Annotated in this window: 17 protein-coding genes; 12 read left to right on the forward strand and 5 right to left on the reverse strand. The window is 72.7% G+C overall.

Annotated features, from left to right (window positions below; translation table 11 throughout):
* Positions 1-243: 243 nt before the first annotated feature.
* Entirely contained in the window at positions 244-1464 is a 1221-nt protein-coding gene (locus AC0666_RS30750; RefSeq protein ID WP_361718286.1) for an acetyl-CoA C-acetyltransferase, read from the reverse strand.
* Between the two features lie 158 nt (positions 1465-1622).
* A complete protein-coding gene (locus tag AC0666_RS30755) occupies positions 1623-2654 on the reverse strand; it encodes an SGNH/GDSL hydrolase family protein (RefSeq protein WP_468969722.1) in 1032 nt (343 codons plus the stop codon).
* A gap of 134 nt (positions 2655-2788) precedes the next feature.
* Here AC0666_RS30755 and AC0666_RS30760 point away from each other — a divergent pair, with 134 nt between their 5' ends.
* Together AC0666_RS30760 and AC0666_RS30765 are read left to right on the forward strand one after the other, a co-directional pair.
* The gene (locus AC0666_RS30760; RefSeq protein ID WP_361718396.1) at positions 2789-4174 is read left to right on the forward strand and encodes a cystathionine beta-synthase; all 1386 of its coding nucleotides are present in this window, start codon (positions 2789-2791) and stop codon (positions 4172-4174) included.
* A 522-nt stretch (positions 4175-4696) separates the two neighbouring features.
* Positions 4697-5539: a MurR/RpiR family transcriptional regulator gene (locus tag AC0666_RS30765; protein ID WP_478708811.1), complete on the forward strand. Its 843-nt coding sequence runs from the start codon at positions 4697-4699 to the stop codon at positions 5537-5539.
* Between the two features lie 318 nt (positions 5540-5857).
* Here the strand turns inward: AC0666_RS30765 and AC0666_RS30770 are convergent, their stop codons facing one another.
* Positions 5858-7201, reverse strand: a complete 1344-nt coding sequence (locus tag AC0666_RS30770; protein ID WP_478708812.1) for a type III PLP-dependent enzyme domain-containing protein — start codon at positions 7199-7201, stop codon at positions 5858-5860.
* A gap of 104 nt (positions 7202-7305) precedes the next feature.
* On the opposite strand from AC0666_RS30770, the gene hutU reads away from it, so the two are divergent.
* The 8 genes from hutU (at position 7306) to AC0666_RS30810 (ending at position 17003) form a co-directional block, all read left to right on the forward strand.
* A complete protein-coding gene (gene hutU / locus AC0666_RS30775; RefSeq protein ID WP_468581990.1) occupies positions 7306-8970 on the forward strand; it encodes a urocanate hydratase in 1665 nt (554 codons plus the stop codon).
* 38 nt (positions 8971-9008) lie between these two features.
* Positions 9009-10199 (forward strand): allantoate amidohydrolase, encoded by a 1191-nt coding sequence (locus AC0666_RS30780; protein WP_468582071.1) that lies wholly within the window; start codon positions 9009-9011, stop codon positions 10197-10199.
* Positions 10196-11536, forward strand: coding sequence for a formimidoylglutamate deiminase (locus tag AC0666_RS30785; RefSeq protein WP_468970480.1), 1341 nt, complete (start codon positions 10196-10198; stop codon positions 11534-11536). The genes AC0666_RS30780 and AC0666_RS30785 overlap by 4 nt, the downstream gene beginning before the upstream one ends.
* A gap of 118 nt (positions 11537-11654) precedes the next feature.
* A complete protein-coding gene (gene hutI, locus AC0666_RS30790; protein WP_468969716.1) occupies positions 11655-12833 on the forward strand; it encodes an imidazolonepropionase in 1179 nt (392 codons plus the stop codon).
* Positions 12834-12959: 126 nt separating this feature from the next.
* Positions 12960-13643 (forward strand): LPXTG cell wall anchor domain-containing protein, encoded by a 684-nt coding sequence (locus AC0666_RS30795; protein WP_468969714.1) that lies wholly within the window; start codon positions 12960-12962, stop codon positions 13641-13643.
* A 17-nt stretch (positions 13644-13660) separates the two neighbouring features.
* Positions 13661-14638, forward strand: coding sequence for a hypothetical protein (locus AC0666_RS30800; protein WP_478708813.1), 978 nt, complete (start codon positions 13661-13663; stop codon positions 14636-14638).
* Positions 14635-15711: a hypothetical protein gene (locus AC0666_RS30805; RefSeq protein WP_468969710.1), complete on the forward strand. Its 1077-nt coding sequence runs from the start codon at positions 14635-14637 to the stop codon at positions 15709-15711. The genes AC0666_RS30800 and AC0666_RS30805 overlap by 4 nt, the downstream gene beginning before the upstream one ends.
* Complete coding sequence (locus AC0666_RS30810) at positions 15708-17003, forward strand: hypothetical protein (RefSeq protein ID WP_478708814.1); 1296 nt, start codon at positions 15708-15710, stop codon at positions 17001-17003. Before AC0666_RS30805 ends, AC0666_RS30810 begins: the two co-directional genes overlap by 4 nt.
* 91 nt (positions 17004-17094) lie before the next feature.
* Here AC0666_RS30810 and AC0666_RS30815 read toward each other — a convergent pair whose 3' ends face one another.
* Complete coding sequence (locus AC0666_RS30815) at positions 17095-18612, reverse strand: peptide MFS transporter (RefSeq protein ID WP_468969705.1); 1518 nt, start codon at positions 18610-18612, stop codon at positions 17095-17097.
* Positions 18613-19105: 493 nt separating this feature from the next.
* Here AC0666_RS30815 and AC0666_RS30820 point away from each other — a divergent pair, with 493 nt between their 5' ends.
* Positions 19106-19783, forward strand: a complete 678-nt coding sequence (locus AC0666_RS30820; protein ID WP_125816630.1) for a response regulator transcription factor — start codon at positions 19106-19108, stop codon at positions 19781-19783.
* Between the two features lie 49 nt (positions 19784-19832).
* Entirely contained in the window at positions 19833-21098 is a 1266-nt protein-coding gene (locus tag AC0666_RS30825) for an ATP-binding protein (RefSeq protein WP_468581998.1), read from the forward strand.
* Positions 21099-21110: 12 nt separating this feature from the next.
* Here AC0666_RS30825 and AC0666_RS30830 read toward each other — a convergent pair whose 3' ends face one another.
* Positions 21111-21638 (reverse strand): GtrA family protein, encoded by a 528-nt coding sequence (locus AC0666_RS30830; RefSeq protein ID WP_468969700.1) that lies wholly within the window; start codon positions 21636-21638, stop codon positions 21111-21113.
* Positions 21639-21721 lie beyond the last annotated feature (83 nt).

The following is a 21721-nucleotide window of genomic DNA, read 5'->3' on the forward strand; positions in this document are numbered from 1 at the left end:
TTCGTTGGTCACTTCGGGGGGGTATTTGGGTCACAGGTGGGTTGCGCTGGGGTTGAAGGGGGGGCCGGGCGGCGCGGGGTAACCGCCCGGATCCCCGGCGCCACGGCCCCTCCGGCTCAGCTCAGCCGCTCGATTCGGTGGTCGCGCTGAGCTTCGCCACCGCTGCGGGCAGGTGCCGCCCTTCGCCACGCGACGGAACCGCACGTCGGTGTGGTCAGGGCGACCCCTACCCTCCGCTCCGGCTCAGCTCAGCCGCTCGATGACCATGGCCATGCCCTGGCCGCCGCCCACGCACATCGTCTCCAGGCCGAACTGCTTGTCGTGGAACTGGAGGCTGTTGATCAGGGTGCCGGTGATGCGGGCGCCGGTCATGCCGAAGGGGTGGCCGACGGCGATGGCGCCGCCGTTGACGTTCAGCTTCTCCAGCGGGATCTCCAGGTCCCGGTAGGAGGGGATGACCTGCGCGGCGAACGCCTCGTTGATCTCGAACAGGTCGATGTCGCCGACGGTCAGACCGGCGCGCTTGAGCGCCTGCTTGGACGCCTCGACCGGGCCGAGGCCCATGATCTCGGGGGAGAGGCCGGTCACGCCGGTGGAGACGATCCGGGCCAGCGGGGTCAGGCCGAGCTCGCGCGCCTTGGTGTCGCTCATGATGACCAGCGCCGCGGCGCCGTCGTTGAGCGGGCAGCAGTTGGCCGCCGTGACCATGCCGTCGGGGCGGAAGACCGGCTTGAGCCCCTGCACGCCCTCCAGGGTGACGCCGGCGCGCGGGCCGTCGTCGGTGGAGACGACCGTGCCGTCCGGGGTGGTGACCGGGGTGATCTCGCGGGCCCAGAAGCCGTTCTTGATGGCCTCCTCGGCCAGGTTCTGGGAGCGGACGCCGAACTCGTCCATGTCCTGGCGCGTCACGCCCTTGAGGCGGGCCAGGTTCTCGGCGGTCTGGCCCATCGCGATGTACGCGTCCGGGATCAGGCCGTCCTCGCGCGGGTCGTGCCAGGACGAGCCCTCGCTCTGGGCGACGGCGGCCGTACGGGCCTCCGCCTCCGCGAAGAGCGGGTTGTGGGTGTCCGGCAGGCCGTCCGAGGAGCCCTTCGCGAACCGGGAGACGGTCTCGACGCCCGCGGAGATGAACACGTCGCCCTCGCCCGCCTTGATGGCGTGCAGCGCCATCCGGGACGTCTGCAGCGAGGAGGAGCAGTAGCGGGTGATCGTGGTGCCCGGCAGGAAGTCCATGCCCATCTGCACGGCCACGATGCGGGCCAGGTTGTGGCCCTGCTCGCCGCCCGGCAGGCCGCAGCCCAGCATCAGGTCGTCGATGTCGCGGGGGTCCAGCTCGGGAACCTTGGCGAGCGCGGCCTGGATGATCGTCGCGGTCAGGTCGTCCGGGCGGACGTCCTTGAGCGACCCCTTGCCGGCGCGCCCGATGGGAGAGCGGGCGGTGGAAACGATGACGGCTTCGGGCATCGGGGCTCCAAGGGTGTGTCGTGCGGCTCGTTGCGGGACCGCAAGCGAAGTTACCGGCCCGTACCGTCGAGGTCACCGCCTTCCCCGTGTGATGCCGGTCGCTCCGCGGGCTGTTCGGGTACCTACCCCCGCCCGGGAAGCCCCACCCGACGCGCCGGTCAGGTGCCGGCGACCTGGGTGCCCGGCAGCTCCGCCGGCGGCTCGGCCGGTGCCAGTTCCTCCGCCGCGACCCGGCGCCGGCGCCGGTGCTTGAGCAGGGCCCAGGGGCCGCGGGCCTGCGTGACCTCCGTACCGGCTTGGCCCGCCGCCGCGGACGCGGCCTTGGCCACCGGGAGCATGTCCTCGTTCCGCGCCACCTCCAGGCGGTCCGACTCCGGCCACAGGGCGAGGGCCGCGCACAAGGTCGGCAGGACGGCCATGGCGGCGGTCGCGTACCCCTCCGCCGAGGGGTGGTAGGAGTCGGGGCCGAACATCTCGCGCGGGTTCGCCGCGAACTCGGGGCCGAGCAGGTCCCCCATGGAGACCGTACGGGCACCCAGGGCGACGACCCCTATGGTCTGGGCGGCGGCCAGCTGCCGCGAGACCCGCCGGGCCAGCCACCGCAGCGGCTGGTAGACCGGCTCGATCGTGCCCAGGTCCGGACAGGTGCCGACCACGACCTCGGTGCCCGCGAGCCGCAGCCGGCGGACCGCCGAGGTGAGGTGGCGCACCGACTGGGTCGGCGGCATCCGGCGGGTCACGTCGTTCGCGCCGATCATGATCACGCACACGTCCGGTGGCGGACGCCCGTCGTCCAGCAGTACCCCCGTCTGCCGGTCCAGGTCGTCCGACATGGCCCCGGACTGGGCCACGTTCCGCAGCTCCACCGGCCGCTCGGCCACCGCCGCCAGCCCCGAGGCCAGCAGGGCGCCCGGGGTCTGCCCGGCCCGGCGGACGCCGAGCCCGGCGGCCGTGGAGTCGCCCATCATGGCCAGCCGCAGCGGGCCCGGTCCCGGCTCCGTCCCGGCGAACTCGCTCCCGTAGAGCCCGTCCGCCCGCGGTGGGTCGGGGAGCCCCGTCCCGACCGTCCGTTTGGCAAACTGGACCTCAGCCAGTACCAGCCCCACCGCCGCGGCTCCGACCAGCCCGAGCCCGCCTCCGCCGTATGCCGCCCCCGCCGCGATCCGGCGGGCCGTCCTCGCCCTGGACACCCTTGGAGCCTCCTCGCTTCCCTGCCCGGCCCTGTTGACCTACCTGCCCCGTACTGCCCGTCGGCCAATCCCTTTCCGCTTACTCTGGCCGTGCCTCCCGGAGAACCCGTGGAGTCCCCTCCCTGGAGAACATGGTGCAATTCCACGACTCGATGATCAGCCTCGTCGGCAACACCCCGCTGGTGAAGCTCAACCGTGTGACCGAAGGCCTGCAGGCCACCGTCCTTGCCAAGGTCGAGTACTTCAATCCCGGCGGATCCGTGAAGGACCGGATCGCCGTCCGGATGATCGAGGCCGCCGAGCAGAGCGGTGCCCTCAAGCCCGGTGGCACCATCGTGGAGCCCACCAGCGGCAACACCGGTGTAGGACTCGCCATCGTGGCCCAGCAGAAGGGCTACAAGTGCATCTTCGTCTGCCCTGACAAGGTCTCCCTCGACAAGATCAACGTACTGCGCGCCTACGGTGCCGAGGTCGTGGTCTGCCCGACGGCCGTCGACCCCGAGCACCCGGACTCGTACTACAACGTGTCCGACCGCCTCGTCCGCGAGACGCCGGGCGCCTGGAAGCCCGACCAGTACAGCAACCCGAACAACCCCCGTTCGCACTACGAGACCACCGGTCCCGAGCTGTGGGAGCAGACGGACGGGAAGATCACCCACTTCGTGGCGGGCGTCGGCACCGGCGGAACCATCTCCGGCACCGGCAACTACCTGAAGGAGGTGTCCGGCGGCAAGGTCAAGGTCATCGGCGCCGACCCCGAGGGCTCGGTCTACTCCGGCGGCTCCGGCCGCCCGTACCTGGTCGAGGGCGTAGGCGAGGACTTCTGGCCGACCGCCTACGACCCGAACGTGACCGACGAGATCATCGCGGTGTCCGACAAGGACTCCTTCCAGATGACCCGCCGGCTCGCCAAAGAGGAGGGCCTCCTCGTCGGCGGCTCCTGCGGCATGGCGGTCGTCGCCGCGCTGAAGGCGGCCGAGGGCCTCGGCCCGGACGACGTCGTCGTCGTCCTGCTGCCGGACAGCGGCCGCGGCTACATGAGCAAGATCTTCAGCGACGAGTGGATGGCCGGGCACGGCTTCCTGGAGGAGGCGGGCCCCTCGGCGCGCATCGGGGACGTGCTCGCGGACAAGGAGGGCGGCATCCCGTCCCTGGTCCACATGCACCCCGAGGAGACCGTGGGCGAGGCCATCGAGGTGCTGCGCGAGTACGGCGTCTCGCAGATGCCGATCGTCAAGCCCGGCGCCGGCCACCCCGACGTCATGGCGGCCGAGGTCATCGGCTCGGTCGTCGAGAAGGAGCTCCTCGCCGCGCTGTTCGCGCAGCGGGCGTCGCTGACCGACCCGCTGGAGAAGCACATGAGCTCGCCGCTGCCGCAGGTGGGCTCCGGTGAGCCGGTGTCCGAGCTGATGGCCGTGCTGGGCGAGGCGGACGCGGCGATCGTGCTGGTCGAGGGCAAGCCGACCGGTGTGGTGAGCCGCCAGGACCTGCTGGCGTTCCTGGCCAAGGGTTCGAAGTAGGCCGTTGCCGTGGCGCAGGCCGCGCGGAGCCGGCCGCTGCCGTCGACGCAGGACGTTGACGTTGCCGTTGCCGTTCCCGTCGACGCAGGACGCCGCGTCGGGGGCACGTCGCGCAAACGGTACGGGCCGGACATGTGACGGCAGCACCGGCTTAACACGGCTCCGGCACAGTGGTGGTCGTCGGCAGGGGCGTCAGCTCCCCGGCCGGCACCACGAAACGGCGTTGGCGTACCTCCGGAGCGGCTCCCGGACCGCGTGAACGCCACGGACGCGGACGGCCCTGACCCGGCCCGTGTCCTGCGCGGGGACCACCGTCGTCCCGCCCCTCGCCTGCGCGAGGGTGCGGTGGTCCCCGCGCACATCTTTTTGGTGCACCGGCTTGGTGCACCGGCGTGATGACCGCCCACCCGAAGCGCTCCGGTGTCCGGCCGCGTCTCGCTGAGCGGTCTGCCGCTTGCCGTCTTGTATAGCCGCATGCAGAGTGCTCCGTGACTGAATAATCACGGGGACGGAGGGGTCGGGATGAGTGACAGCCCGGCAGCGCGGCTGCAGCAGCTGTTCGAGGGGCACCGGCTGACGCCCACCCAGCGGCGGATCGCCCACTGCATGGTGCGCGGGGCGGCGGACGTGCCGTTCCTGTCGAGCGTGGAGCTCGCCGACCTGGCGGGGGTGAGCCAGCCCTCGGTGACCCGGTTCGCGGTGGCGCTCGGCTTCGACGGATACCCGGCGCTGCGCCGGCACCTGCGCGAGGTGGCTCCGGCGGAGCGGGCCGAGGCGGTGCGGGAGGACACGTACAACGAGTACCAGCAGGCGGTGCAGGGGGAGATCGAGAACCTGCGGCAGCTGTCCGCCATGCTCGCCGATCCGACCCCGGTCGAGGAGGCGGGCCGGCTGCTCGCCGGCTCCACCCCGCTGCCGGTGCTCGGCCTGCGGGCGGCGTCCTCGCAGGCGCGGGGCTTCGCGTACTTCGCCGCCAAGGTGCATCCGGACGTACGGCTCCTCGACGAGGGCGGCTCGATGCTGGCCGACCGCATCGACGGGGCGGTGGGGGCGGGGGCGTCGGCCCTGCTGTGCTTCGCCCTGCCGAGGCATCCGCGGGAGGTGGTGGACGCGCTGGAGCAGGCGCGGGGGGCGGGGCTGACGGTGGTGACGGTGGCCGACTCGGCGTTCGCGCCGGTGGCGCGGTACTCGGACCTGCTGATCCCGGCTCCGGTGGGTACGGGGCTGGCCTTTGACACGGCGTGCGCGCCGATGCTGCTGGGGCGGGTGCTGCTGGAGGCGATGGCGGATGCGCTGCCGGAGGCGCAGGCCCGCCTGGAGGCTTTCGACACCAGGGCGGCCAGCCGGGGGCTGTTCGTGGAGTGACCGCGGGGGGCCCTGCGGGGCGGTGTGTCGCGGGTGGCTCGGTGCGGGTCGTGGGCGGTGCCTGCCGGGCGGTGGTTGCGGGGGCCGGTGTCGGGTGGGGGGTGGGGTGTCGTCCGGGGCTCATGATTTATGGCGCCTGTTCCGGATCGGTCGTCGAACTCCGGATCCCGCGCCAACACATCACGTTCTACGCCCCGGACAACACCCCACCTCCACCCGCCCCCGGCCTGCTGTTCCCCTGTGACCGGCCCCGGCCTGCCGTCCTCGTGTGCGCCGACAACTCCGGCCTTGTCGGGGCGCAAGGTGCTCGGCAGGGGGTCAGAGCAGGGCGTTCGGGTGGGTGGCGCCGGCTTCTGTCAGGAGGTCGGAAAGGGACTGTGCCGGGCGGGCCAGGGTGAAGCGGACCTCGGGGGTCGTGGTGAAGCCGTGGACCGGCGGGCGCGGGAGGCTGTTGTAGCCGTAGTGGGCGGTGAAGAAGTACGCCCCGGTGTCCGGGACGGCGATCAGGTCGCCCGGGGCCAGCTCCGGCAGCTCCCGGGCCGTGGCCAGCAGGTCCCCGGCGAAGCAGGCGGGGCCGGCGATGTCCTGGGCGACGGGCGGGCCCGTCTTCGGGGTGCCCTTCGCGTCGTACGGCAGGATCCGCAGCGGCCATGCCGCCGGCGCGTACACCGTCCGGGTGGCCAGCTGGACCCCCGCGTGGGTCAGGGCGATGGGGCGGCCGCCCGTGGTCTTCGTGTACTCGACCCGGGCCAGCACCAGCCCGTGCTTGGCCAGCAGGGAGCGCCCGAACTCCGTCACCAGCCCGTACGAGCCGTCGAACAGCGCCGGGACGGCCTCCTGCAGGGCGGCCACGTACTGCGCGTACGTCGGCTTCTCCTCGTCGGAGGCGAAGTTCACCGGGAGGCCGCCCCCGATGTCGAGCGTGTCGACCTGGCGGCGGCCGGCCGCCTCGTTGATCTCCTCGGCCAGGGCGTGGAGGGCGCGGACCCCTTCCGCGATCAGGGGGAGCGGGACTCCCTGGGAGCCGGAATGGGTGTGCAGCCTGGTCAGCCAGGGCCGGTCCACGAAGGCCCGCACGAGCCATTCCCGGGCGCCCGGGTCCCGTAGGGCGATGCCGAACTTCGACGTGGCCGTGGCCGTGGACAGGGCGTCGATCGCGCCGGCGCCCGTCTGGGGGTTGACCCTGACGCCGACCGGGCCGGTGGGGCGCCGGCCCAGCATCGTGTCCAGGCGCTCCAGCTCCTGCCGGCTGTCGGCGTTGACCGCCACCCCCAGCGCCAGTGCCTCGCGCAGTTCCGCGGTGGTCTTGGCCGGGGAATCCAGTACGGTCCGCTGCGCACTCACCCCTGCCGCCCGGGCCAGCGCCAGCTCGCCGGGGCTCGCGACCTCGCAGCCGAGGCCGGCGTCGGCGAGCAGCCGCAGCACCGGGACCAGCGGCGCGGCCTTGACCGCGAAGGCGTGCAGGACCGGGGTGCCGGGCGCCAGGGCTGCCGCGAAGGCGCTGGTCAGGGCTGCTGCGGAGGCCCGGATCCCCTCCGTGTCCAGCAGGCACACCAGGGGCGGTGAGCTCTCCGTCCCGCCGACGAGCCCCTGCTCGACGGCGGCCCGCACGACCCGGTCGCGGCGCGCCGCCCCGCCCTCACCCTGCGTTCGCCGATGCATGTCTGTCAGCCAATCATCCGGCGCGGCGGCCCGCAGCTGTTGACTGAATCTATTCAGACCGCGAGGATGTGAATGGATTGACCAACACCGGAGGAGGCACCGCCATGTCAGGACCCCGCCCCGTACGGGCCGCGCGAGGCACCGAGCTCAGCACCCTGGGATGGCAGCAGGAAGCCGCCCTGCGGATGCTGCAGAACAACCTCGACCCCGAGGTCGCCGAGCACCCCGACAAGCTCGTCGTCTACGGCGGCACCGGCAAGGCGGCTCGCGACTGGCGCTCCTTCGACGCGATGGTCCGCACCCTGCAGACCCTCAAGCAGGACGAGACGATGCTCGTCCAGTCCGGCCGTCCCGTCGGCGTGATGCAGACCCACGAGTGGGCCCCCCGCGTCCTGCTCGCCAACTCCAACCTGGTCGGCGACTGGGCCAACTGGGAGGAGTTCCGGCGCCTGGAGCAGCTGGGTCTGACCATGTACGGCCAGATGACCGCCGGTTCGTGGATCTACATCGGCACCCAGGGCATCCTGCAGGGCACGTACGAGACCTTCGCCGCGGTCGCCGCCAAGAAGTTCAACGGCACCCTCGCCGGCACCATCACCCTGACCGCCGGCCTCGGCGGCATGGGCGGCGCCCAGCCGCTCGCGGTGACGATGAACGACGGCGTCGCGATCTGCATCGACGTCGACCCGCGCGCCATCGAGCGCCGGATCGAGCACCGCTACCTGGACGTGAAGGCCGACAACCTCCGGCACGCCCTGCAGCTGGCCGTCGAGGCGCGCGACGCCCGCAAGCCGCTCTCCATCGGCCTGCTCGGCAACGCGGCCGAGCTCCTCCCGCAGATGCTCGCGGAAGGCGCCCCGATCGACATCGTGACCGACCAGACCTCCGCGCACGACCCGCTGTCGTACCTGCCGGTCGGCGTCGACTTCGAGGACATGGCCTCCTACGCGGCCAAGGACCCGGCCGGCTTCACCACGCGGGCCCGCGAGTCCATGGCCCGGCACGTCGAGGCCATGGTCGGCTTCATGGACGCCGGCGCCGAGGTCTTCGACTACGGCAACTCCATCCGCGGTGAGGCCCAGCTCGCCGGCTACGACCGCGCCTTCGCCTTCCCCGGCTTCGTCCCGGCCTACATCCGGCCGCTGTTCTGCGAGGGCAAGGGCCCCTTCCGCTGGGCGGCCCTGTCCGGCGAGGCCTCGGACATCGCCAAGACGGACAAGGCGATGCTGGAGCTCTTCCCGGAGAACGAGTCCCTGCACCGCTGGATCAAGATGGCCGGCGAGCGCGTCCACTTCCAGGGCCTGCCCGCGCGGATCTGCTGGCTCGGCTACGGCGAGCGCGACAAGGCCGGCGAGCGCTTCAACGACATGGTCGCGAGCGGCGAGCTCGCCGCCCCGCTGGCCATCGGCCGCGACCACCTCGACTGCGGTTCCGTCGCCTCGCCGTACCGCGAGACGGAGGCCATGCTCGACGGCTCGGACGCCATCGCCGACTGGCCCCTGCTCAACGCCATGGTCAACGTCGCTTCCGGCGCCTCGTGGGTGTCCCTGCACCACGGCGGCGGCGTCGGCATGGGCCGCTCCATCCACGCGGGCCAGGTCACCGTGGCCGACGGCACCCCGCTGGCGGGCGAGAAGATCCGCCGCGTCCTGACCAACGACCCCGGCATGGGCGTCATCCGCCACGTCGACGCCGGCTACGACATCGCCGAGTCGGTGGCGGACGAGCGCGGCGTCCGCGTCCCCATGCGCGAGGGTGACCCGGCGTGATCCAGGACGCCCCCGCGGCCGGAGCCTCGTTCCACACCATGTGGGACGAGCTGGCCCCCGTCGGCCGCCACCGGGACTCCGGCGGCTACCGCCGCTACGCCTGGAGCGGTGCCGACGCCGACTGCCGTACCTGGTTCCAGGAGCAGGCCGAGGCCCGCGGCCTGCTGTACGAGACGGACCGCAACGGCAACCAGTGGGCCTGGCTCGGCGACCCGCTCGCCGGGGACGCCGTGGTCACCGGATCGCACCTGGACTCCGTCCCCGACGGCGGCGCCTTCGACGGCCCGCTCGGCGTGGTGTCCTCCTTCGCGGCCCTGGACGAACTCCGCGGCCGCGGCGCCCGCTTCACCAGGCCGCTGGCCATCACCAACTTCGGCGACGAGGAAGGCGCCCGCTTCGGGCTCGCCTGCGTCGGCTCCCGGCTCGCCGCCGGGCAGCTGACCAAGGAGAAGGCGTACGAGCTGCGCGACGCCGACGGGATCAGCCTCCCGCAGGCCATGGAGGCCGCCGGGTACGACCCCGCCGCCATCGGGGCCGACCCGGAGCGCCTCGCCCGCATCGGCGCCTTCGTCGAACTCCACGTCGAGCAGGGCCGGGCCCTGGACCTGTCCGGGGACCGGGTCGGCATCGCCTCCGCGATCTGGCCGCACGGCCGCTGGCGGTTCGACTTCCACGGCGAGGCCAACCACGCCGGCACCACCCGCCTGGTGGACCGCCGCGACCCGATGCTCACGTACGCGGCGACCGTGCTCGCGGCCCGTACGGAGGCCGCCCTCGCCGGGGCCGTCGCCACCTTCGGGAAGGTCTCCGTCGAGCCCAACGGGGTCAACGCGATCCCCTCCCTGGTCCGCGGCTGGCTGGACTCGCGGGCCGCCGACCAGGCCACCCTGGACACCGTGGTCACCGCCGTCGAGAAGGCCGCCCGCGAGCGGGCCGACCAGGACGGCATCGAGCTGTCCGTCGTCCGGGAGTCCTTCACCCCGGTCGTCGAGTTCGGGCACGCGCTGCGCGACGAGCTGAACCGGATCCTCGGCGGCGCCGTCCCCGTCCTCGGCACCGGGGCGGGACACGACGCCGGAATCCTCTCCGCAGCCGTCCCGACGGCGATGCTGTTCGTACGCAACCCCACCGGCGTCTCCCACTCCCCGCGGGAATTCGCCGCCGAGGACGACTGCGTGGCGGGCGTCCTCGCCCTCGCCGACGTACTGGAGGGCCTGGCGTGCCGCTGACCGCGCACAAGACGTACTGGCTGGAGCACGCCTGGCTCGGCACCCATGTCGAGCCGGGCGTCGCCCTGGAGGTGGGCGGCGACGGGCGGATCGCCGCCCTGCGCACCGGCGCCGAAACCCCGCCGCCCGGTGCCGAGGTCCTGCGCGGGCTCACCCTGCCCGGCCTCGCCAACGCGCACAGCCACGCCTTCCACCGGGCGCTGCGCTCCCTCGTGCAGGTCGGCTCCGGCACCTTCTGGACCTGGCGCGAGTTCATGTACCAGGTCGCCCAGAACCTCACCCCGGAGCGCTACTTCGCGCTGGCCCGCGCGGTGTACGCGGAGATGGCGCTGGCCGGCGTCACGAACGTCGGCGAGTTCCACTACGTCCACCACGCGCCCGGCGGCACCCCCTACGCCGACCCGAACGCCATGGGTGAGGCCCTGATCGAGGCCGCCGCCGAGGCGGGCATCCGGATCACCCTCCTCGACACCGCCTACCTGTCCGCGGGCTTCGGCGAGGCGCCCAACGCGCACCAGCGGCGGTTCAGCGACGGCACCGCCGAGGCCTGGGCCGAGCGGGTCTCGGCCCTCAAGCCCCGCGAGCACGCCCTGATCGGCGCGGCCGTCCACTCCGTGCGCGCCGTGCCGGCGGGCGAGCTGGCCACGGTCGCCCGCTGGGCCGAGGAGCGGCAGGCCCCCCTGCACGTCCACCTCTCGGAGCAGACCGCCGAGAACGAGGCCTGCCTGGCGGCCCACGGCCGGACCCCGACCCAGCTGCTCGCCGACCACGGCGTGCTCGGACCGCGCACCACCGGCGTCCACAACACGCACCTGACGGACACCGACATCGGGCTCCTCGGTGCCAGCGCCACCGGCACCTGCATGTGCCCCACCACCGAACGCGACCTCGCCGACGGCATCGGCCCGGCCGGCCGGCTCCAGCGGGCCGGCAGCCCGCTCTCCCTCGGCAGCGACAGCCACGCGGTGATCGACCTGCTGGAGGAGGCCCGCGCGATGGAGCTGAACGAGCGCCTGCGCAGTCGGACCCGGGGCCACTGGACGGCGAACGCCCTGCTCACCGCGGCCACAGCGGACGGGCACGCGGCCCTCGGCCGGCCCGACGCGGGCCGCCTGGAGCCGGGGGCGCTCGCGGACTTCACCACCATCGCCCTGGACTCCGTACGCACGGCCGGTCCGCTGCCGCGGCTGGGCGCCGAGACCGCGGTCTTCGCGGCCTCCGCAGCGGACGTCCGCCACACGGTGGTGGGCGGCCGCCACGTGGTCCGCGACGGCGCGCACACCCTGGTCCCCGACGTCCCGTCCGTCCTCGCCGACGCCATCGCGGCCCTCCGCTGAAGATGCGGGCAATCGTCCCGCAGGGCGGGACGGGCGGGCGCACCGGGACCACCGGCGTGCAGCCGAAACCCGCAGCGACCACCGGCCCGCACTTCGCCGCCGACCCCCGGAGACTCCCATGACCACCACCCTCATCACCCACATCGGCAGCCTCGTCACCAACGACCCCGCCCTCGGCGACGGCAGCCCCCTTGGCCTCATCGAGAACGCCGCCCTCGTCGTCGAGGACGACAAGATCGCCTGGGTGGGCCCGGCGGCCGAGGCCCCCGCCGCCGACGGCGTTTTCGACGCCCAGGGCCGCGCCGTCATTCCCGGCTTCGTCGACTCCCACAGCCACCTGGTCTTCGCCGGCGACCGCACCGCCGAGTTCAACGCCCGGATGTCGGGCCGCAGCTACACCGCCGGCGGTATCCGCACCACCGTCGCCGCCACCCGCGCCGCCACCGACGCCGAGCTGGAGGCGAACCTGGTGCGCCACCTCGACGAGGCCCGCCGCCAGGGCACCACCACCTTCGAGACGAAGTCCGGCTACGGGCTGACCGTCGCCGACGAGGCCCGCGCCCTGCGCATCGCGGCCGCGCACACCGAGGAGGTCACCTACCTCGGCGCGCACATCGTCTCCCCCGACTACGCCGACGACCCCGCCGGCTACGTCGACCTCGTGACCGGCGCCATGCTCGCCGCCTGCGCCCCGTACGCCCGCTGGGTGGACGTCTTCTGTGAGAAGGGCGCCTTCGACGGCGACCAGGCCCGCGCGATCCTCACGGCGGGCGCCGCCGCGGGCCTGCTCCCGCGGGTCCACGCCAACCAGCTCAGCCAGGGCCCGGGCGTGCAGCTCGCGGTGGAGCTCGAAGCGGCCTCCGCCGACCACTGCACGCACCTCACCGACGCCGACGTGGACGCCCTGGCGCAGGCCGCGGGCACCACGGTCGCGACCCTGCTGCCCGGCGCCGAGTTCTCCACCCGCGCCCAGTGGCCCGATGCGCGCCGGCTCCTCGACGCGGGCGCCACCGTCGCCCTGTCCACGGACTGCAACCCGGGCTCCTCCTACACGAGTTCCATGCCGTTCTGCATCGCGCTCGCGGTCCGGGACATGGGCATGACCCCCGACGAGGCCCTGTGGTCCGCCACCGCGGGTGGTGCCCGCGCCCTGCGGCGCACCGACATCGGCACGCTCACCCCCGGCGCCCGCGCCGACCTCGCCCTGCTGGAGGCCCCCAGCCACGTCCACCTGGCCTACCGGCCGGGCGTCCCGCTCGTCTCGGCGGTCTGGCAGAAGGGCGTCCGAGCGGCCTGATCCGGGGCCGTCCCCTCCCGCCTGATCCCGCATGTCCTTTGTCTTCCCTCCGTAAGGTCCCGGGCGTACCTTGAGCCACCGATCTGATGTGTCGTCAGTAACTTGTGGCCCGAGGGGAAGACGAAGGTGCCCAACCGGAAACGCTCCACCGCGCTTGCGCTGGCGTCCGCGCTGGCCGGATCGGCGGTACTGCTGACCGCCCCCGCAGCCCGTGCCGACGTCGTCGACGTCGCCTACGACTGCAAGACCCCCATCGGCGACAAGTCGGCGGTCTCGCCCATCGACATCAAGGCCGTCAAGGAGGGCGACGGCTACAAGCTGACGATGTCCTTCCAGAAGGGCGTCTCATCCAGCCCCGTCGAGCTCGGCAAGGGCGCGATGAGCCCCAGCGCCGTCGTCCTCACCGGCGGTGCGGACAAGGTGTCCGTGCCGGTCTCGGGGCCGCCCAACCCCGAGGCCGTGCCCGCCGACACGCCCATCAAGATCACCGACCTCTCGGGCACCTACACCCCCAAGAAGAGCGGCAAGGTCACCTTCACCGCGGGCGTGCTCACCATCAAGGCCCTGGGCACCACCACCACCTGCACGCCCGGCAACAGCCCCAAGCCCTCCCTGGAACTCGACGTCACGGCGGCCGCCGGCGCCAAGGACACCACCGGATCCGGCGGCGCCACCACGGGCGACACCCTGCCCCAGACCGGGCCCGCCGACTCCGCCCTCGCCCTCGGCACCCTCGGCGGCACCGTGCTGCTCACCGGCGCCGCCGGCATGCTCTGGCTGACCCGGCGCGGCCGGCGGGCCCGGTCCTGAACGGAGCGCCCCCGGCCATGCCCGTGCCCTGCGCCCGTACGCACCTCGCCCGCCTCCTGATCCTGTTCCTGCTCACCGCGGTGGCGGCCGCGCCCGCAGGTCCCGCCGCGGCCGACGAGCCCGGCTGGACCGCCGAGCCCGCGGCGGGCACCACCGGCGCGGCCCGCCCGTACTTCTACCTGGCGGGCGCCGCCGGCACCGTGCTGGAGGACCGGGTGGCCCTGTCCAACACCACCGACCACGAGCTCACCCTCACCCTGCGCGGGGCCGACGCCTACAACGAGGCGGACGGCGCCCTCGCGGTGCGCCCCACCCGGCAGTCGACGGGCGCCGGTTCCTGGATCAGCTTCGGCGCGGCCACCACCGTGCGGATCCCGCCCCGGACCCGCGCCGTGGTCCCCTTCACCGTCACCCTGCCGCCCGCCTCCCCGCCCGGCGACCACCCCGCCGCCGTGGTCGTCACCGAAGCGGGCCGCGAGACAGGGGTACGGGTCCACCTGCGGGTCGGCGGCCCGACGCTGGCCGCCCTCACCGTCGAGGGCGTCTCCGTCCGCGGCCGGGGCGCCGGGGCGCAGGTCGCGTACACCCTCGTCAACCGCGGCAACGTGGTCCTCGCCCCGCAGCTCTCGATCCGCGCCGAGGGCCTCTTCGGCGAGGTCCCCGGCCGCAGCGCCCGCGCCGTCCCGGTGGAACTGCTCCCCGGCCAGCGGGTCCGGCTGACCGAGCCGTGGCCCGGGGCGCCGGTCCTCGACGACGTGGACCTCACCCTCACCGTCACCGCCCCCGGCGCGGCCCCGGCCACGGCCACCGCCTCGGCGTGGTTCGCGCCCTGGGGGATCGCCGCGCGGACCGGCGCCGGGCTGCTCGCCCTCGCCGGGCTCGCCCTGGCCGCACTGCTCCTCGTACGCAGCCGGCGCACCCGCCGGGAGCAGCCGGTGGCGCCGGCCCGGGAGGAACGGACACCGGAACACGAGCTGACGGGAGCAACCCCGTGACCGGCAGGCTCAGGACCCGGCTCGCGGCAGGGCTGGCGGTGTGCCTCCTGGCGCTGGCAGGGGGAGGCTGGAACGCGGGCCCGGCCGGTGCGGCCGAGGACAAGCCGGGCGTCGCGCTCTCGCTCCAGGAGGCCGCGAAGGGCACCGAACTCACCGTCACGGGCAGCGGATGGCACGCCAGGACGCTGGTGATGGTGCTGCTCTGCGGCCAGAACATGATCGGCGGCACGAACAGCTGCGCCAACGCCGACGGGACCGCCGTCTCGGCCGGCGACGACGGCCGCTTCACCGCCCGGCTGCCCGTGGTGGCCCCGCCCAGGCCCTGCCCGTGCGTCGTGAACGTCACCTCCGTGGGCGGGGACCAGTCCACCGTCGCCGTACCCCTGAAGATCACCGACCATCCGGTGGCCGAGTTGCCCGCCGAGTCCGGCACCGCCCGTCTCGCGATGCTCACCGGGGTCCGCCTCAAGGGCGAGGACGGCGTGCTGACCTGGTTCGGCGCCCCGCCGACCCGCACGTTCACCGTCACCGTCGGCAATCTCGGCTCCGCCCCCGTCAAGGACCCCGTCTTCCAGCTCGGCACGGCCCACGGGGTGTTCGCGCCGCAGTGGGACGAGGTCCGGTGGAAGGGCACGATCCCGCCGGGCGGCAAGGCGGAGGTCCGGCTCGACGTCAGCCTGTCCGCGGGCGCCCACGGCGACTACACGGTCTCCCTCAAGTACGGGGACACGGTCGTCGCCACGCAGCCGTGGGGCGTGGACCGCCCGTACGGGGTCCTGCTGTTCTGGGGCCTGCTCCTGCTGGTGGCGCCGGCCGCGGTCTTCCGTACCGGCATGGCCGTCGTCGACCGGGTCCGGCCGCGCACCGCAGGCGCGGGCGGACGCCACCGGGCCGAGGCGGCAGCCGGTGCAGGCGCCGGCGCCGGGGAGAGCGGGGCCGGGGAGACCGGCGCGGATCCCGAGACCCCCACGGCGGTCCTGCCGTGGTTTACACCCCACTCCTCTCAGTCACCACCGTCACCACAGGCGTCCGCACCGTCTGAGAACACTCCGACGACGAAGGGACATTCGTGAAGACCCAACGGAGGGTGAGCGCGGCCGCGGTCGCGCTGCTGTTCGGCGGCGCGGGCATCCTGCTGGCGGCAAGCCCCGCCCAGGCGGCCGACGTCTCGTACAAGGTGGAATGCATCCCGCCGGCGGGCGGCGGCGGCCCGGTCCAGGGGACGAACACCGTCTCCATCACCGCGCCCGCCACCGCGAAGGTCGGCGACGAGGTCGAGGTGGTCTGGAAGACCGTCAAACCGGCCTCGAACAACACCGATCTCATGGACCTCGGCAAGGACACCGTCAAGCCGACCGGCTTCGTCCAGTTGGGCGGGGCGCTCGGCGGGGAGGCGAAGCTGGAGGGCGAGCGCAAGAACCCGCCCATCCCGAAGAAGGCCCCCATGGTCATGTCCGACATGAAGGGCAAGATCAAGCTCACCAAGGCCGGGGACGTCACGCTCACACCCGGCAAGTACGACGTGGACTTCAGCGGGTTCGTCACGCACTGCTCGCCGAAGGAGACGGCCGCGGTCGGGGCCACCATCAAGGTCACCGAGGGCGGCGGCTCCACGTCCGGCGGCTCCACCTCCGGCGGCTCCACCTCCGGCGGCTCCACCTCGGGCGGTTCCTCCGGCGGCAGCACCTCCTCGGGCGGCAGCACCTCCGGGTCCACCACCGGCGGCGGTGGAGGCCAGACCGACTTCCCCGGCAAGCCCGTCGAGGTCGCCTTCGACTGCGGCGCGGTCGTCCCCGGCGGCATCAAGACCCCGGTCACGATCAACGCCAAGAAGAACGGCGGCGGCTACGACCTGACCGTCAAGACCGCCAAGGGCGCCATGGCCAGCCCCATGGCCCTGCCGGCCGGGGCCCTGAAGCCCTCGATGAACATCAAGCTCGGCGGCGCCGACACCGGCACGGTCAAGGTCACCGGCCCGGCCAACGCCGAGCCGATCCCCGACAAGGCCCCGGTCAGCCTGAGCGACATGACCGGCACCTACACGCCCGGCAAGACCGGCAAGGTGACGCTGAGCCCGGACCAGCTGACCATCGACGTCACCATGGCCCCGGGGTCCACGCCCATCAACGTCCCTTGCAAGGCCGTCAGCAGCGGCGTATCGCTGGAGCTGGACACCACCGCCCAGCCCGGCGGCTCCGGATCGCCCTCGACCACCGGCTCCACCTCCTCCTCGGGCGGTCTCGCCGAGACCGGCGGCGAAGAGGGCGGCATCAAGGCCCTGGCCCTGGTCGCGGGCACGGTGATCCTGCTCGGCGGCGCCGTCTTCACCTTCACCCCCTGGCGCCGCCTGCGCGGCACGCGCTGAGCCCGGGGCAGCGGGAACGGCGGCGGGAACGACGAAGCGGCCCGGCACACCAGGGGTGTGCCGGGCCGCTTCACGCGCCGAGGGGCCTGCGTCAGTGGACGTCGCCCATCAGGGCCTGGACCTTCTTGCGGTAGGCGTACACCGCGAAGCCGGCCAGGGCCGCGGCGGCCGCCTGCAGGGCGATCACGCCCAGACCGTTCAGGTCCACCCCGCCGATGGACAGGAGGCTGGTGATGCAGTCGCCGGCGGTGACCGCGAGGAACCAGACACCCATCATCTGGGAGGCGTACTTCTGCGGGGCCATCTTCGTGGTGACCGAGAGGCCGACGGGGGAGACGCACAGCTCACCGATGGTCTGGATCATGTAGATCGAGACGAGCCACATCGGGGAGACCTTGGCGTCGCCGCCCGCCATGTTCATCGGGATGATGAAGACGAAGAAAGAGGCACCGATCAGGACCAGGCCCATCGCGAACTTCACGATGGTGTTCGGCTCCTGGTTCTTACGGGCCAGCCACACCCACAGCCAGGCGAAGACCGGGGCCAGCGCCATCACGAACAGCGGGTTCAGCGACTGGTACCAGGTGGCCGAGAAACCGAGGCCGAAGACGGTGTCGGCGGTCTTGTCGTCGGCGAACAGGGAGAGCGTGGAGCCACCCTGGTCGTAGATCATCCAGAAGACGGCGGCGGCGATGAAGAACCAGATGTAGGCCGTCATCTTCGACTGCTCGGTCGAGGACAGGTCCTTGTCGCGCTTGATGCGCACCAGCACGGCGATCGGGATGAACAGACCGGCCAGGGTCAGCGGGACCAGCGCCCAGTTCAGCGTGTAGGCACCGAGGGCCACCACGGCGCCGTAGAAGACGGCGATACCGGCGACCGCGAGGGCGACCTTGGTGAGGACGGCCTTGCGCTCCTGCGGCGTCAGCGGGTTCGGGACCTCGCTGCTCTTCGGGCTCAGGTGCTTGGTGCCGAGCAGGAACTGGGTGAGACCCAGGGCCATGCCGGCGGCGGCGAGGGCGAAGCCCAGGTGCCAGTTGTGCTCCTTGCCGACCGTGCCGACGACGAGCGGGGCGACGAAGGCACCGAGGTTGATGCCGATGTAGAAGAGCGTGAAGCCGCCGTCACGGCGCGGGTCCTCGGGGCCGTCGTACAGGTGGCCGACCATCGTGGAGATGTTGGCCTTCAGCAGACCGGAGCCCGCCGCGACGAGGATCAGACCGACGAAGAACATCGCCTGGCCCGGCAGGGCCAGCGACAGGTGGCCGGCCATGATCACGAAGCCGGCGATGGCGACCGTCTTGCGGGCACCCCAGACGCGGTCACCGAACCAGCCGCCCGGCATGGCCATCAGGTAGACCATCGAGACGTACACGGAGTAGATCGCCGTGGTCGTGGCCGCGGTCATCGCCAGACCGCCGCCCTGGCTTCCCGTCGCGGCGTCGGCGCCGCCCGAGACCAGGTAGTACACGAGGAGTGCACGCATGCCGTAGTAGGAGAAGCGCTCCCACATCTCGGTCATGAACAGAGTGGCCAGGCCACGGGGGTGGCCGAAGAAGGTCTTCTCGGAGGCCGGAGCCGCCGGGTCCTTCGTCAGGCTGGAAGCCATGGTCGATCCTTGCTTGCTCGGGACGCCTCGCTTCGTGAGCGGAACAGCGCCCGGTGGGGGGTTGGCCGGCACCGGCGACGGGCGACCCACCCCACGCCCTGGGGTCCGTCCCCGCCTGTACGGCGGAGACGAGGGAGCATCCGTAACCGGGATCCACGCTTCGTCGCACACCTCGCGCGCGAAGCCCGGCCCACAGGTCATTCACTGTCATCAAGCCCGGCCACGTCAGTCCGCGGACTGCCCGGACCGGTCAGGACAGAAAGAGAGACCCTCGGCGCGCTTTTCGGCACAAAGGTCTCAGAGGTAGTGCATCAGGCGTCTCGCCACCATACGACACGACACGGCGGCATATGAAAGGACTTGAGACATGGATCACAGGCCTTTCGGGAACCGTTTGGTCACATTCGAAGGCCGCCCCTTGCCATAAGACCAGATCGGCAGGGGTGTGCACGCACGACCCTGCTTTCAGCCGCTGCGGACTACCATCACCCACATGACGCGTGTACTGCTCGCCGAGGACGACGCATCCATCTCGGAACCCCTGGCCCGCGCCCTGCGCCGGGAGGGGTACGAGGTCGAGGTCCGGGAGGACGGCCCCACCGCCCTGGACGCCGGACTGCAGGGCGGCGTCGACCTCGTCGTCCTGGATCTGGGCCTGCCGGGCATGGACGGCCTGGAGGTCGCCCGACGGCTGCGCGCCGAGGGCCACGGCTTTCCGATCCTGGTCCTCACCGCCCGCGCGGACGAGGTCGACACCGTCGTCGGCCTGGACGCGGGCGCCGACGACTACGTGACCAAGCCCTTCCGCCTCGCCGAACTGCTGGCCCGGGTACGGGCCCTGCTGCGGCGCGGCGCCAACGAGGCCAGCCAGGCCCCCGCCACCCACGGCGTACGGATCGACGTCGAGTCGCACCGCGCCTGGATGGGGGAGGAGGAGCTCCAGCTCACCGCCAAGGAGTTCGACCTGCTGCGGGTCCTGGTGCGCGACGCCGGCCGGGTCGTCACGCGCGACCAGCTGATGCGCGAGGTGTGGGACACCACCTGGTGGTCCTCCACCAAGACCCTCGACATGCACATCTCCTGGCTCCGCAAGAAGCTGGGCGACGACGCCGCCAACCCCCGCTACATCGCGACCGTCCGCGGCGTCGGCTTCCGCTTCGAGAAGAGCTAGTGCCACCAGCGTCCGAGTGGACCCGAGCAAAAATGAGCACCACTGAGCCATGCGCCGCCGCCTGATCCAGTCCACGCTCGCCGTGGTGCTCGTCGTGATCGCCGTCTTCGGGGTCTCCCTCGTCATCGTGGAGACCCGGACGATCACCAGCAGCGCCCAGGACCGCATCGAGTCCGAGGCGCTGCGCCTCGTCGGCAGCGTCGAGGCGGACGTCCTGGAGCGCAAGCCGATCGACGCGCAGGCCCTCGCCGAGCAGCTCGACGCGGGCCGCTACGCCCGCATCACCGTCCCCGGCCGGCCGGCCGTGGAGGTCGGCGAACGGATCCCCGACAGCGTCATCCGGGGCACCGCGAAGGGCGAGCAGGGCGAGACCGTCGTCGTCGAGGCCTCCCGCTCCACCGTGACCAAGGAGGTGGGGCGGACCCTCGCCGTGGTCGGCGCGGTGGCCCTGCTCGCGGTGGTGGCGGCCGTCCTGCTGGCCGTACGGCAGGCCAACCGGCTGGCCTCCCCCCTGACCGACCTCGCCGAGACCGCCGAGCGGCTGGGTTCCGGCGACCCGCGGCCCCGGCACAAGCGGTACGGGGTGCCCGAGCTGGACCGGGTCGCCGACGTACTGGACTCCAGCGCGGAGCGGATCGCCCGGATGCTGACCGCCGAGCGGCGCCTGGCCGCGGACGCCTCGCACCAGCTGCGGACCCCCCTCACCGCCCTGTCGATGCGGCTGGAGGAGATCACGGTCACCGAGGACCTGGCGACGGTACGGGACGAGGCGAGCATCGCCCTGACCCAGGTGGAACGGCTCACCGATGTGGTCGAGCGGCTGCTCACGAACTCCCGGGACCCGCGGACGGGCTCCGCGGTGCCCTTCGACCTGGACGAGGTCGTCAAACAGCAGGTGGAGGAGTGGCGGCCCGCCTACCGCAGCGCGGGCCGGGCCATCGTGCGCTCCGGCAAGACCGGCATCCGGGCCGTCGCCACCCCGGGCGCGGTCTCGCAGGTGCTGGCGACCCTGGTGGAGAACGCGCTCATGCACGGAGGCGGCACCGTCGCCCTGCGGACCCGGGTGATCGGCAACCAGGCCGTACTGGAGGTCACCGACGAGGGGCCGGGAGTCCCGCCCGACCTCGGCAACCGGATCTTCGAGCGGGCCATCAGCGGCCGCAACTCCACCGGGATCGGCCTGGCCGTGGCCCGGGACCTCGCGGAGGCCGACGGGGGGCGCCTGGAGCTGCTGCAGACGCAGCCGCCGGTGTTCGCACTGTTCCTGAGCCGGACCGCGCCGGAGCGCCCGGAGCCGGAGGAGACGGTCCGCTGAGGCCGGACGGCCCTACTTGCCCGCGGGCTCCGGGGCGAGCGCGGGCTCCGCGGAGAGCGCGGAGTCCTGGTGCCCCGCGACCGCGGCGGCGGCCTCCGGCGCGGGCAGCGCCTTGAAGACCCAGGTCCGGTACGACCAGAAGCGGAAGACGGTGGCCGTGCCGATGCCGACGAACTTGCAGACGTTGGTGGCGAGCGGGCCGTCCCAGCCGAAGCCGTAGGTGGCCGTGTAGAGCACGCCGTTCTCGATGACCAGGCCGATCACGCTGAAGGCCACGAACAGCGGCAGCTCGCGGGAGCTGCCGGAGTGGGCGCGGTCACGGTAGGTGAAGTACCGGAACCCGATGTAGTTGGTGATGATGGCCACGACGGTGGCTATGACGCTCGCCCGCACCACCTGCAGGTCGGTGGTGTGCCGGATCAGGTTGAAGACGCCCAGGTTGACCAGCACGCCCAGGCCGCCGACCGCCCCGAACTTGGCGACCTCCCGTACGAGACCGCGTACCCGTTCGAGGGCGGATCCCTGCTCCGGCGCGCTCATGTGATGGATCAGTCCCGTCGTCGGCGCCCCCCGGGCCGGGCGGCGTCTCGTCTGTCTCGGTCAGCCACCCATGCTAAGTGTCG

Source organism: Streptomyces sp. NPDC043680 (assembly GCF_056436685.1).

Coding starts and splice junctions, on each gene's coding strand:
- hutU (WP_468581990.1), top strand. CDS start 7,306: ATGTCAGGACCCCGCCCCGTACGGGCCGCGCGAGGCACCGAGCTCAGC.
- AC0666_RS30750 (WP_361718286.1), bottom strand. CDS start 1,464: ATGCCCGAAGCCGTCATCGTTTCCACCGCCCGCTCTCCCATCGGGCGC.
- AC0666_RS30800 (WP_478708813.1), top strand. CDS start 13,661: ATGCCCGTGCCCTGCGCCCGTACGCACCTCGCCCGCCTCCTGATCCTG.
- AC0666_RS30830 (WP_468969700.1), bottom strand. CDS start 21,638: ATGAGCGCGCCGGAGCAGGGATCCGCCCTCGAACGGGTACGCGGTCTC.
- hutI (WP_468969716.1), top strand. CDS start 11,655: ATGACCACCACCCTCATCACCCACATCGGCAGCCTCGTCACCAACGAC.
- AC0666_RS30765 (WP_478708811.1), top strand. CDS start 4,697: ATGAGTGACAGCCCGGCAGCGCGGCTGCAGCAGCTGTTCGAGGGGCAC.
- AC0666_RS30820 (WP_125816630.1), top strand. CDS start 19,106: ATGACGCGTGTACTGCTCGCCGAGGACGACGCATCCATCTCGGAACCC.
- AC0666_RS30815 (WP_468969705.1), bottom strand. CDS start 18,612: ATGGCTTCCAGCCTGACGAAGGACCCGGCGGCTCCGGCCTCCGAGAAG.
- AC0666_RS30770 (WP_478708812.1), bottom strand. CDS start 7,201: ATGCATCGGCGAACGCAGGGTGAGGGCGGGGCGGCGCGCCGCGACCGG.
- AC0666_RS30780 (WP_468582071.1), top strand. CDS start 9,009: ATGTGGGACGAGCTGGCCCCCGTCGGCCGCCACCGGGACTCCGGCGGC.
- AC0666_RS30825 (WP_468581998.1), top strand. CDS start 19,833: ATGCGCCGCCGCCTGATCCAGTCCACGCTCGCCGTGGTGCTCGTCGTG.